Annotated in this window: 13 protein-coding genes; 8 read left to right on the forward strand and 5 right to left on the reverse strand. The window is 70.0% G+C overall.

Annotated features, from left to right (window positions below):
• Nucleotides 1-48 precede the first annotated feature (48 nt).
• Entirely contained in the window at nucleotides 49-1,023 is a 975-nt protein-coding gene (locus BLW83_RS09535) for a glutathione S-transferase family protein (RefSeq protein WP_090847979.1), read from the reverse strand.
• Between the two features lie 39 nt (nucleotides 1,024-1,062).
• Between BLW83_RS09535 and BLW83_RS09540 the strand changes: the two genes are divergently transcribed.
• From BLW83_RS09540 to BLW83_RS09555, 4 genes are all read left to right on the forward strand, one after another.
• The gene (locus tag BLW83_RS09540; protein ID WP_090848169.1) at nucleotides 1,063-1,854 is read left to right on the forward strand and encodes an exodeoxyribonuclease III; all 792 of its coding nucleotides are present in this window, start codon (nucleotides 1,063-1,065) and stop codon (nucleotides 1,852-1,854) included.
• Between the two features lie 94 nt (nucleotides 1,855-1,948).
• Complete coding sequence (trxA, locus tag BLW83_RS09545) at nucleotides 1,949-2,860, forward strand: thioredoxin (protein WP_090847980.1); 912 nt, start codon at nucleotides 1,949-1,951, stop codon at nucleotides 2,858-2,860.
• Nucleotides 2,861-2,888: 28 nt separating this feature from the next.
• The gene (locus BLW83_RS09550) at nucleotides 2,889-3,533 is read left to right on the forward strand and encodes an LON peptidase substrate-binding domain-containing protein (protein ID WP_090847981.1); all 645 of its coding nucleotides are present in this window, start codon (nucleotides 2,889-2,891) and stop codon (nucleotides 3,531-3,533) included.
• Nucleotides 3,534-3,574: 41 nt separating this feature from the next.
• Complete coding sequence (locus BLW83_RS09555; protein WP_090848170.1) at nucleotides 3,575-3,733, forward strand: Trm112 family protein; 159 nt, start codon at nucleotides 3,575-3,577, stop codon at nucleotides 3,731-3,733.
• Nucleotides 3,734-3,838: 105 nt separating this feature from the next.
• On the opposite strand, the gene argC is transcribed toward BLW83_RS09555, so the two are convergent.
• From argC to BLW83_RS09570, 3 genes are read right to left on the reverse strand one after another with little or no spacing between them, the layout of a single operon-like run.
• Entirely contained in the window at nucleotides 3,839-4,744 is a 906-nt protein-coding gene (gene argC, locus BLW83_RS09560; RefSeq protein WP_090847982.1) for an N-acetyl-gamma-glutamyl-phosphate reductase, read from the reverse strand.
• 45 nt (nucleotides 4,745-4,789) lie between these two features.
• Nucleotides 4,790-5,134, reverse strand: coding sequence for a DUF779 domain-containing protein (locus BLW83_RS09565; protein WP_245728756.1), 345 nt, complete (start codon nucleotides 5,132-5,134; stop codon nucleotides 4,790-4,792).
• A 4-nt stretch (nucleotides 5,135-5,138) separates the two neighbouring features.
• Nucleotides 5,139-6,191, reverse strand: a complete 1,053-nt coding sequence (locus tag BLW83_RS09570; RefSeq protein WP_090847983.1) for a quinoprotein relay system zinc metallohydrolase 2 — start codon at nucleotides 6,189-6,191, stop codon at nucleotides 5,139-5,141.
• A gap of 126 nt (nucleotides 6,192-6,317) precedes the next feature.
• On the opposite strand from BLW83_RS09570, the gene BLW83_RS09575 reads away from it, so the two are divergent.
• The 3 genes from BLW83_RS09575 to BLW83_RS09585 all read left to right on the forward strand — a co-directional run bounded on the left by BLW83_RS09575 (nucleotide 6,318) and on the right by BLW83_RS09585 (nucleotide 9,429).
• Nucleotides 6,318-7,103, forward strand: a complete 786-nt coding sequence (locus BLW83_RS09575) for a quinoprotein dehydrogenase-associated SoxYZ-like carrier (RefSeq protein WP_090847984.1) — start codon at nucleotides 6,318-6,320, stop codon at nucleotides 7,101-7,103.
• 65 nt (nucleotides 7,104-7,168) lie between these two features.
• Nucleotides 7,169-8,227 carry an aldo/keto reductase gene (locus BLW83_RS09580; RefSeq protein WP_090847985.1) on the forward strand — a complete coding sequence of 353 codons (1,059 nt, stop codon included), beginning with the start codon at nucleotides 7,169-7,171 and terminating at the stop codon, nucleotides 8,225-8,227.
• Nucleotides 8,228-8,460: 233 nt separating this feature from the next.
• Complete coding sequence (locus tag BLW83_RS09585; protein WP_090847986.1) at nucleotides 8,461-9,429, forward strand: NAD(P)H-dependent flavin oxidoreductase; 969 nt, start codon at nucleotides 8,461-8,463, stop codon at nucleotides 9,427-9,429.
• A gap of 157 nt (nucleotides 9,430-9,586) precedes the next feature.
• Here BLW83_RS09585 and BLW83_RS09590 read toward each other — a convergent pair whose 3' ends face one another.
• Entirely contained in the window at nucleotides 9,587-11,065 is a 1,479-nt protein-coding gene (locus BLW83_RS09590) for a nucleobase:cation symporter-2 family protein (protein WP_090848172.1), read from the reverse strand.
• A gap of 182 nt (nucleotides 11,066-11,247) precedes the next feature.
• On the opposite strand from BLW83_RS09590, the gene BLW83_RS09595 reads away from it, so the two are divergent.
• Nucleotides 11,248-12,078: an IclR family transcriptional regulator gene (locus tag BLW83_RS09595; RefSeq protein ID WP_177172537.1), complete on the forward strand. Its 831-nt coding sequence runs from the start codon at nucleotides 11,248-11,250 to the stop codon at nucleotides 12,076-12,078.
• Nucleotides 12,079-12,081: the final 3 nt, after the last annotated feature.

Below are 12,081 nucleotides of genomic sequence, written 5' to 3' on the forward strand. Positions count from 1 at the left end.
CTCTCCCTCTTTCGGGAACCCCGGCAGATTGCGCCGGGGTTTCTGGTTTCAGCCCCGCCCGTGCGGCTGGTTCCAGTCGATCACCGGGTTGATCGGGATCAGCCCGTAGGGGTTCAGGTCGGGGTGGCTGCGGTAATAATGGTGGGTGATGTGGTCCTGCCGCACTGTGGGGGCAACGCCCGGCATCTGGTAAAGCTCGCGCGTCCAGCCCCACAGGTTCGGGTAATCGCGCAGCCACTGCCGGTTGCACTTGAAATGCGTGTGATAGACCGTGTCAAAGCGCACGGCGCTGGTGAACAGGCGCCAGTCGGCCTCGGTCAGCCGGTCGCCGGTCAGGTAGCGGCTTTGCGACAGCAGCCCGTCCAGCCACGCCATGGTGTCGAAAACCGGACCCACCGCCTCGTCATAGGCAGCCTGGGTCGAGGCAAAGCCGGCGCGATACACCCCGTTGTTGAAATTCGGATAGACGCGGCTGTTCACCGCCTCGATCCGGTCGCGCAGTTCATTGGGCCAGAAATGCACGGCGCTGCCGGTCAGCCCGTCAAAGGCGCTGTCGAACATGCGGATGATCTCGCTTGATTCGTTTGAAACGATGGTGCCCCGCGCCTTGTCCCACAGCACCGGCACCGTGACCTTGCCGGTCATCCGGGGCGCAGCGCGCAGATAGATCTCGCGCAGGCGGTCCGCGCCGAACAGCGGATCGCCGGTGGCGCCGTCGAAATCGGTGGCAAAGCTCCAGCCCTCGTCGTCCATGACCGGATGCACGGCCGAGACCCCGATGTGGTCCCTCAACCCCTTGAGTTCGCGAGAGATCAGCGTCCGGTGCGCCCACGGGCAGGCGTATGAGACGTAAAGATGATAGCGCCCGGTTTCCGCCTGAAACCCGCCCCGCCCCGAGGGGCCGGGGCTGCCGTCCGGGGTGATCCAGTTGCGGAAACCCGCGTCCTGGCGGCGAAATTCGCCCTCGCCTGCGGCGGCGCCGACGCTGCCTTTTACCCAGGCTCCGTCCACCAGCTGGTTCATCGGCTTTCCCTTCGTCGCTTGGCGGGTTAAATGGGCGCCATGTTCACCATTGCCACCTGGAACATCAACTCGGTCCGTCTGCGGGCCGGCCTTGTCGCCCGCCTGCTGGGGGAGGAGGCGCCGGACATCCTGTGCTTGCAGGAATGCAAGTCGCCGGTCGAAAACATCCCGGTCGATGTGTTCCACGACCTTGGCTATCGCTGGATGGTCGCGCGCGGCCAGCGCGGCTACAACGGCGTGGCGATCCTGTCGCGGCTGCCGATCACCGACGCAGGCGACCGCGATTACGCGGCGCTTGGCCACGCCCGCCACGTCGCGGCGCGGCTGGAAAACGGCGTCACCATCCACAATATCTATGTGCCCGCCGGCGGCGACATCCCCGACCGCGAGGTGAACGAGAAATTCGGTCAGAAGCTGGATTTCCTGACCGACATGCGCGACGCTTTTCACGCCGACCGGCCGGAACGCTCGATCCTGGTGGGCGACCTGAATATCGCCCCGCGCGAGGATGACGTCTGGTCGCACAAGGCGCTGCTCAAGGTCGTCAGCCACACCCCCATCGAGGTCGCCCAGCTGGCCGAGACGCAAGAGGCCGGCAACTGGGTGGACATCACCCGGCAGGACATCCCCGAGGGCCAGCTTTATTCCTGGTGGAGCTATCGCAACCGCGACTGGAACGCCTCGGACCGCGGGCGGCGGCTGGATCACATCTGGGCCACCGCCGACATCGCGGCCGCGGGCCACGGCAGCCGGGTGCTGCGCCCGGTGCGGGGCTGGGAACAGCCCTCGGACCATGTGCCTGTATTCGCAAGCTTCGATCTGGCGCCATAGGCATCGCGGCGTTTTCCCGCCCCCTCTTTCCGTCCGCCCCCGCAACGCCCATATAGCGGGCCAAGCAAGGTAACATTCCGGGGATCAGGACGAGATGCTGCTGCAAGGCTCGGGCGAGGCGCCGCCGAACACCGCCGATTTCATCAAGGACGTGTCCGAAGCGGACTTTATGGCCGAGGTGATCGACGCCTCGATGCAGGTTCCAGTGATCGTGGATTTCTGGGCGCCGTGGTGCGGCCCCTGCAAGACTCTGGGCCCGCAGCTTGAGGCCGAGGTCGCCCGCCACAAGGGCCGCGTGCGCATGGCCAAGGTCAATGTGGACGAAAACCAGATGATCGCCGGGCAGCTGCGGGTGCAGTCGATCCCGACGGTGTTTGCGTTCTTTCAGGGCCAGCCGGTCGATGCGTTTCAGGGCGCGGTTCCGCCCAGCCAGATCAAGCAGTTCGTCGACAAGCTGGTGGCCTTGGGCGGCGATGACGGCGGGCTTGGCGCCGCGCTGGAGGCGGCCGAGGCGATGCTGGCCGAAGGCGCGGCCTCTGACGCGGCCGAGACCTTTGCCGCCATCCTGGGCGAGGAACCCGAAAACGCCGACGCCTGGGGCGGGCTGATCCGCGCCCGGCTGGCGATGGGCGATGCCGCCTCTGCCGAAGAGACGCTGGCGCAGGTTCCTGCCGCTATATCCGGCACCGCCCCGGTCGAGGCGGCGCGTGCGCAGCTGGCGCTGGCGCATCAGGCGGCGACGGCCGGCCCCTTGGCCGAGCTTGAATCACGGGTGAACGCCGATCCCGCCGACCAACAGGCGCGTTTCGACTATGCCGGGGCACTGCACGCCGCCGGGCGGGTGGACGAGGCGATCGAGCAGCTGCTGGAATGTTTCCGCCGCGACCGCGACTGGAACGACGGCGCCGCCAAGGCGCAGCTGTTCACCATCTTTGACGCGCTGAAACCCACCGACCCGCTGGCGCAAAAGGGGCGGCGGCGGCTGTCGTCGCTGATCTTCGCGTGACAGGCTCCATGTCGAAAGGCCCCGCGACATGAGCGCCGTGCTGGGCGCGGGGCCGCTGCCCGACACCATCCCGCTGTTCCCGCTGCCCGGCGCGGTGCTGCTGCCGCGCACCCGGCTGCCGCTGCATATTTTCGAGCCGCGCTATCTGCAACTGGTCGAGGATGTGCTGAAATCGGGGCACCGGCTGATCGGGATGATCCAGCCCGTGGGCGACGGGCTGGCCGCGGTCGGCACTGCCGGACGGCTGACCATGTTTTCCGAAACCGACGACGGCCGCTTCATGGTGTCGCTGCGGGCGGTGTCGCGGTTCCGGCTGGTCGAGCCGATCGAGGGCTTCACCCCCTATCTGCGCGGTCAGGTGGACTGGACGGACTGGCGCGGCGACCGGCTGTCCTCGGTCCCTGCCGATCCGGGCTTTGACCGCCCCGCCTTCATCGCGCGGCTGGGCCGCTATATGGAGGAACGCGGCCTGTCCACCGACTGGAACGCCGCCGAGGAAGCCGACGACGAATTGCTGGTCAACAGCCTGTCGATGCTGCTGCCGCTGGGGGTCGAGGAAAAACAGGCGCTGCTTGAGGCACCGGACCTTGCCGCAAGGCGCGCGATGCTGGACGGGCTGCTGGAATACGCGCTGCACGGCGGCGATGACGAGGACGAGGAGACGCTGCATTGACCCCCGACCCGACCGCCGGCGCCCCCGGCTTTGACCGCCACATGCTGGAAGCGCTGGTCTGCCCGGTGACCCACACCACCCTGCATTACGACGCGGCACGGCAGGAGCTGGTGTCGCGCGCCGCTGGGCTGGCATTCCCGATCCGCGACGGCATCCCGATCATGCTGGTGGGCGAGGCGAGGCAGATCAAGGCGGACTGACGGCAACGTCGGTGTGGGCGGCGGCGCGGCAAGGGGGCTTTCCGCCCCCCATCGCCTGCGGCGATTCCCCCCGAGGATATTTACATGATGAAGAAGCGCCGGGCGTTACAGCCCCGCGTCCTCGGCCGCGCCGATCATCAGGTTGAGGTTCTGCACCGCCGCGCCGGACGCGCCCTTGCCCAGGTTGTCCAGCACCGCGACCAGCACCGCGCAGCCGTTTTCATCGCTGCCGTGCACGGACAGGTGCAGTTCGTTGGTGTCGTTCAGCGCGGTGGGCACGACACGCGCTGCCGGCTCGACCACCCGCACAAAGCGCGCGCCCGCGTAATGTGCGGCCAGCGCGTCGTGCAGGTCCGCGATACGGCGGCCGTTCAGGTGCAGCGGGATCTGCACCGTCATCCCTTGCGCGAACTGCCCGACCGAGGGTGCGAACACCGGCCGCCGGCTCAGCCCGGCGTGGCGGATGATTTCCGGCAGGTGCTTGTGGCCCTGTGCCAGCGCATAGGTGAAATGCGCGGGTGCGCCGGGGGATTCCATCTCGGCGATCAGTTCCTTGCCGCCGCCGGTATAGCCCGACACCGCGTTGATCGAGGCGATCTCGTCCGGCGCGACCAGCCCTGCCGCCACCAGCGGCGCCGCCAGCGCGATGGCGCCGGTGGAATAGCAGCCGGGGTTCGACACGCGGGCGGCATTGGCGATGGTGTCGCGCGCTTCCGCGGTCAGTTCGGGAAAGCCGAACACCCAGCCCGGCGCCACCCGGTGCGCGGTCGAGGCGTCGATGAAGCGCACCGGCAGGCCCTCGGCCAGTTCGACCGCCTCGCGCGCAGCGGCGTCGGGCAGGCAGAGGATGGCGATGTCGGCCTCGGCCAGCGCATCGTGGCGCGCCAGCGGATCCTTGCGCCGGGCGGGGTCGAGCTGCACCAGTTCGATATCGGCGCGCGGCGCCAGGCGGTCGCGGATCTGAAGCCCCGTGGTGCCGGCCTCGCCGTCGATGAACACCTTATGCGCCATGTCGTCCCCTTTCGCGTGCTGTCGCCTGCGATGTGGCCTGTCGGGTCAGCGGGTGCAAGTGGGCGGGCGCAGCACGAAATGCCGGTCCAGCACATTGTCGAGGCTGAAGGCCGCCCCCCGCCCCGGCACCGCGTCCACGATCAGGTCGTTATCGGCCCATGCGGCGGCCTGCGCGCCGCCGGTCCAGAAGGGCGCGTCGCCGATCCGGCCCAGCTGCACGTCGTGCGAACCGATGCGGAATTCGCCCGCCGGATAGACCATCGGCGCGCTGCCGTCGCAGCAGCCGCCCGACAGGTGGAACAGCACCGGCCCGTGCTGGGCCTCGATCTCGGCCAGCAGTTCCTGCGCGGCCTTGGTGGCGGTGATGCGGTTCATGCGGGGCTTTTCCATCTGCTCAGTCCCATTCCATCTCGGCATATGCGGTGGCGGCGTTGCGGGCGGTGGTGGCGGTAAAGTCCTGCCAGTTATCGGCCAGCGGCTGCATCTTTTCCAGCACCGCGGGCACCGTGTCGGACAGCCCCAGCCCCGCATCCAGCGCCGCCCGCACCGCATCGCGCAGGGCGGAAAGATAATCCGACTGCGCCGCCGCGGCATCGGGAAACGACGAAGCGACCTCTCCGTGGCCGGGGATCACCGGCGCGCCATCTGGCGGGGCCGCAAGCCAGCCCAACCAGCCCTTTAGCGAGCCATCCACCACCGGGGTCAGCCCGCGAAACACCAGATCCCCGGTGAACAGCGCGCCCGTGGCACCGTCGCGCACGGTCAGGTCGGCGTCGCTATGGGCGCGCGGCGCCGGGGTCAGGGTCAGGCTGCGGCCGCCAAGCTCAACCACCTCGGGCGCCGCGATGGTGCGGTCGGGCTGGATCAGCACCGTTCCCGCCCAAGGCCCCGCCCCGATCTGCGCCGGGATCGATTCGGCCCAGGTCGCGGCGCGCGCGGCCAGCGCATCGGGCAAGCGGGCGTCGGCGATGATTTCGGCCCCCGCCTCGGCAAAGACCTCGGCCCCGGCGATGTGGTCGGGGTGCGGGTGGGTCAGGATCACCGGGCCGATGGGCAGGTCGGTCAGCTGGGCGATGGCGGCAAACAGCGCCTCGCCCTGTTCACGAGAGCCGCCGGGGTCGATCACCGCCACCCGGTCCTGCCCGACGACCACGCCCAGATTGGCGATCCAGCCGCGGTTTTCGGGGGACAGGGCGGCATCCGCGCCGCGGTGGACATGAACGCCGGGCGCAACCTCGGCCAGTTCCAGCGAGGGCGCCTGAGACAGGGGGGCGCAGCGCCAGCCCTGCCCGGTCAGCGCCGGATGGGCGGCCAGCCAGTCCGCCGCCAGCGCCCCTGCCGCTGCCTCGCACGCCGCGGCATCCGGCGCAGCCCCGGCGGGCAGCAGCCGCGGCGCGCAGTTGTCGGGCGCGGCGGCAAGGCAGGCGTTCAGGATCAGCGCATACATGGGGGCGCAGTCTATGCCGGCCCGCCGCGCCGCCGCGCCCCTTGTCCACCGCTTGCGACTTTCGTCGGGGTCGCGCGGGCAGGCGGCGGCAGCCACCATCGGTGCAGTTACCGCCCAGAGGTCGCCATGTCCGCCCTGCCCCTCTTGCGCAATGCCCTTGCCCTGCTGGCCCTGGCCACGCCTGCGCTGGCCGACAACCCCCTGCAACCCTCGCCCGCGTGGGACGACATGCGTTCCGCCGTGATCGGGACCGATACGGAACCGCCGCTCGACCCCGCGATCCTGCTGCTGGACGCCCCGCCCCGCGCCGACAACCCGGCGCTGGTGCCCGTCCGCATCACCCAGCCGCCGGACGCGCCGCGCATCGTGAAACTGGCGCTGGTGGTGGACCAGAACCCCGCCCCCGTGGCCGGAGAGTTCAGCTTTGGCCCCGCCACCGCGCCGCTGGATTTCGAGCTGCGCGTGCGCGTCGACGCCTATTCCGACCTCCGCGCCATCGCCACGCTTGAGGATGGGCGGCAGGTCATGGCCGGGCGCTTTGTCAAGGCGTCGGGCGGCTGCGCGGCGCCGGCGGGCGGGGGCGCGGACCCCCATGCCGGGATCGGAGAGATGCGGTTTCGCAGCGAACCTGCGGACGGGCGCGCCATGGGCACGCTGATGATCCGGCACCCGAATTTTTCAGGGTTGCAGCGCGATCAGGTGACGCTGCTGAACATCCCGGCCGAGTTCGTGCAGACCGTGGTGCTGGAACAGGGCGGCGAGCCCCTGATGACGATGGAGGGCGGGATCTCGATTTCCGAAAACCCGGTGTTCCGGCTGGGCTACCGCCCCAACGGGGCCGCGATCACCGCTCGGGCCGAGGATACCGAGGGCCGGGTCTTTCAGGCGACATTCCCCGGCGCCGGAGGCTAGGGCCACATGGTTGCGTCCTTGCGTCGCGGCTGACAGGTTGCAGCCGCAACAGACAGGACGCAACCATGCTCGACCCCCGCAAGCTCGGCCCGCTGACCGTCAGCGGCGTCTGCCTTGGCACGATGACCTTTGGCCGCGACACCCCGGAACCCGAGGCGCTGGCCCAGATGGACCGCGCCCTGGCCGCCGGGATCACCCTGTGGGACACGGCCGAGATGTATCCGGTCAACCCCGCCACCGCCGAAACCCACGGCCGGACCGAGGACATCATCGGCGCCTGGATTGCCAGCCGCGGCCGGCGCGAAGATGTGCAGATCGCCACCAAGGCCAGCGGCCCCAACGGTGGCCACACCCGCGACGGGCGCGGCTTTACCCCTGACACCATCGCGCAGGCGGTGGACGATTCGCTGCGCCGGCTGCGCACCGACCGGGTCGAGCTTTACCAGCTGCACTGGCCCGCCCGCGGCAGCTACGCGTTCCGCCAGAACTGGACCTACGACCCGCGCAAGACCAGCAAGGCCGAGGTGCAGGACCACATGGACGGCATCCTGACGGCGCTGCGCGACATCGTGGCCGCGGGCAAGGTGCGCGCCTTTGGGCTGTCGAACGAATCGGCCTGGGGCACGATGTCCTGGCTGGCGGCGGCTGAACGCACCGGCGGGCCGCGGGTGGTGTCGGTGCAGAACGAATACGGGCCGCTCTGCCGGCTTTACGACACCGACATGGCCGAGCTGGGCCAGAAAGAGGACATCACCCTGCTGGCCTATTCGCCGCTGGCCGCCGGGCTGCTGACCGGGAAATATTCGGGCGGCGAGGTGCCCGCGGACAGCCGCGCGGGTGGCGAGCGCAGCCGCGGCGGCGACGGGATGCTGGGCGGGCGGCGCACCGCGCGGGGCATGGACGCCGCCGACGCATGGGGGGACATGGCGCGCGGGCTGGGGCTGGACCCGATCCACGCCGCCATCGCCTTTGTCCGGCAGCGGCCCTTTCCCGCGGTGCCGATCATCGGCGCGACCCGGCTGGCGCAGCTCGACCACCTGCTTTCCGGCCTCGACCTGCGGCTGGACGATGGGGCGCTGGCCGCCATCGACAGCTTCCACCGCGCGCACCCCCTGCCCTACTAGCGGGCGCAGCTTTCATCTTGCCGGAAATATCCGCCGGGCTTTCGAGCGCCCGGAAAACAGTCCAGTGGACTGTTTTCAGCGAGGAAGGCCACGGCAGTGGCCCGGGGGTGGAAAACCCCCGCTCTGCCCGCACCGCCGGGCCCGAGGTTTCCGCAACGTCCCACCCCCGCGAGGTTGCAGTCCGCCCCGCGCGCGCCATGATCGCGCCAACGTCACATGCCAAGGAACACGCGATGCTGCCCCCGATCCTGTCGAACCTGCGTATCCCCGTCGTCGCCTCGCCCATGTTCATCGTCTCGGGGCCGGAACTGGTCATCGCCCAGTGCAAAGCGGGGATCGTCGGCTCGTTCCCCGCGCTGAACGCGCGCGAAAAGGACGGAGAGCCGCCGCTGCTCGACGCCTGGCTGACCCGCATCCGCGAGGAACTCGACCGCCACAACCAGCAGAATCCCGATCGCCCGGCGGCGCCCTTTGCGGTCAACCAGATCGTCCACCGCTCGAACGCGCGGCTGGAACGCGACATCGAAATCTGCCACCGCCACAAGGTGCCGATCTGGATCACCAGCCTTGGCGCGCGGGTCGAGGTGAACGAGGCCGCCCATGACTGCGGCGGCATCAGCCTGCACGACGTGATCAACGCGACCTTTGCCCGCAAGGCGCTGGAAAAGGGCGCGGACGGGCTGATCGCGGTGGCGGCGGGCGCGGGCGGCCATGCGGGTGTGCAGTCGCCCTTTGCGCTGTTGCAGGAAATCCGGGCGTTCTTCGACGGGCCGCTGCTGCTGTCGGGCGCCATCGCCACCGGCCGCGCGGTGCTGGCCGCGCAGGCGGCGGGCGCGGATCTGGCCTATATCGGCAGCCCCTTCATCGCCACGACCGAGGCGCACGCCGCCCCCGGTTACAAACAGATGATCGTGGACAGCAGCGCCGAGGATGTCATCTACACCCCCGCCTTTACCGGCATCCCGGGGAACTATCTGAAACCCTCGATCCGCGCGGCGGGGATCGACCCCGACGGCCTGGGCGACGCCACCCCCGAGGCGATGGATTTCGGCAAGGACCAGCGCAAGGTCAAGGCATGGAGCGAGATCTGGGGCGCCGGGCAGGGCATCGGCGCGGTCGACGCCATCCAGCCGGTGGCCGGGCTGGTCGAGCGGCTGGAATCCGAATATCTGGCCGCGCGGCGCGAACTGGCGCTGGCCTGACGGGCGGCGCGGCCGGACCGGGGGTTTTCCACCCCCGGGCCACTGCCGTGGCCTTCCTCGCTGAAAACAGTCCACTGGACTGTTTTCCGGGCGCTCGAAAGCCCGGCGGATATTTCCGGCAAGATGAAGGGGCGGCAGCTGCACCGCCCCTTGGGTTTCAATGCGAGTCGGCCTGGGCGGCGGCGCCGGAGATTTCCTGCTCGTCCACAGGGGCGGCGCCGTTCAGGAACCAGTTCAGCGCCACCGCGGCGACCGCGGCCAGCAGGATGCCGGAATGGGTCAGCACCCGGGTCGATTGCGGCAGCCACTGGTCGAAGCTGCCGGCGACCATCGGGATCATCCCCATGCCCAGCGACACCGCCACCACGAACAGATTGTTGCGGTTGCCGGCGAAATCCACGCGCGACAGCACGCGAATGCCGGTCGCCGCGACCATGCCGAACATCACCAGCCCGGCCCCGCCCAGCACCACGGTGGGCAGTGCCTCGACCAGCGCGCCCATCTTGGGGATCAGCCCCAGCACCACCATGATCGCGCCCCCCGCCACGCAGACATGGCGCGAACGCACCCCGGTCACGCCGACCAGCCCGACGTTCTGGCTGAACGAGGTATAGGGAAAGGTGTTGAAGATCCCGCCCAGCAGCGTGCCGACCCCGTCCACCCGCAGCCCGGCCGCCAGCCGCGGCTGGTCGATCTTCTGGTCCACCATGTCGCCCAGCGCCAGGAACATGCCGGTCGATTCGATCATCACCACGATCATCACCATGGTCATGGTCAGGATCATCACCGGGTCAAAGCTGGGCATCCCGAAATGGAACGGCCGGATCGGTGCGAACCACGCGGCGGCGGCGACCTTGTCGAAATGCATCAGCCCCAGCGATGCGGCCAGGACGCCGCCGACCACGATCCCCACCAGCACCGCGATATTGGACAAAAAGCCCCGTGCCATCCGCGCGATCAGCATGATCGTTGCCAGCACGATCCCTGCGATCACCATGTTCATCGGCGCCGCGTAAAGCGGGTTGGGCACGCTGGGCGCCAGCGCCAGCCCGGCGGGCGCGCCGCCCTCGGACATGTGCTGTTCCAGCCACGCCTGCATCGCCGGGTCGACCAGCCGCGGCGCGGTCGGGCCCTGCGGCAGGCCGAAGATCCAGTTGATCCCGATCGGCATCAGGCTGACCCCGATCACCAGGATCACCGTTCCCGTCACCACCGGCGGAAAGAACCTCAGCATCCGGCTGACCAGCGGCGCCATCAGGATCGAGATCACCCCCGCCCCGATCACCGCGCCGAACAGCGCCCGCGCGCCCTCGATCCCCGGCATCGAGTTGGCGATGGCGACCATCGGCCCCACCGCGGCAAAGGTCACCCCCATCATCACCGGCATCCTGACCCCCAGCCACGGGCCCGCGCCCAGCGACTGGATGATCGAGACCACCCCGCAGACGAACAGGTCGGCCGAGATCAGAAAGGCCACGTCCTCGGGCGGCAGCTGCAAGGCGCGGCCGACGATCAGCGGCACGGCGATGGCGCCGGCATACATCACCAGCACATGTTGCAGCCCCAGCGCGAACAACCGCGGCGCGGGCAGTATTTCGTCGACCGGATGCGTTCCGGCCGGATGGGTGCTGTGCATGGTGTCCTCTTTGATGCAGGGCCGTTCTGGCCAGCTTTGCGCATCATGCTGAATCGGCAAAGGCTTTATTGCGCGTTTCCGCGATGCGGATGGGCCGGGGCAGGGGCACGCCCTGCGGACCCGTTGCGGCGGGGCCGGGTTTGCGGCAGCTTGCGCGGAACATGGCGCAAGCAGGGGCATCTATGGAATCGACCTCTACCCGTCCGCGCGGGCGGCCATCAAGCGGGGGGCCTGCGGCGGGGTCTGCCGTGGTGGACCGGGCGCTGGCGCTGCTTGAGGTGCTGGCCGCGGGCGACGGCGCCACGCTGTCGGAATTGGGGCGGCGGCTGGGGCTGGCGCCCTCGACCACGCATCGGCTGCTGGCGGCGCTGGCGGCGCGGCGGCTGGTTGAGGCCGATCCCCTCACCCAGCTGTGGCACGTCGGGCCGGGGGCGTTCCGGCTGGGCGCGGCCTTTCTGCGCCGGGGCGGGCTGGCCGAGCGCGCCCGCCCGCTGATGGCGCAGCTGGCGGCCGACAGCGGCGAAACCGCGGTGCTGGCGGTGGCCGACGGCGACGCGGCGCTGGTGGTGGCCGAATCGCAGGCGGCGGGCTCGCTGCGGGTGGTGCTGCCGCCGGGCGCGCGGCTGGCCTATCACGCCACCGCGCCGGGCAAGGCGCTGATCGCGCATCTGCCGCTGGCACGGGTGCGGGCGCTGCTGGGCCAGGGCGCGTTGCCGGCGCTGACCCCGCGCAGCTTTACCGATCAGGGCGAGCTGACCGCCGAGCTGGCCACCCTGCGCCACGGCGGCTGGCTGGCTGAGCGGGGCGAATCCGTCCCCGGCCAAAGCGGCATCGCCGCCCCGGTATTCGGCGGCAGCGGCGATCCGGTGGCGGCGCTGGGGATCATCGGCCCCTCGGTGCGGCTGGACGACGCGGCGCTGGCCCGGCTTGGCCCCGCCGTGGCCGCGGCCGCGGCCGGTCTGGGCGCCGCGCTTGGCGGCCCCGCCCTTTCCCCGCAAACCGGCAAGCGCTAGGTT

It is taken from the genome of Paracoccus alkenifer, assembly GCF_900108405.1.
GTDB classification, from domain to species: domain Bacteria; phylum Pseudomonadota; class Alphaproteobacteria; order Rhodobacterales; family Rhodobacteraceae; genus Paracoccus; species Paracoccus alkenifer.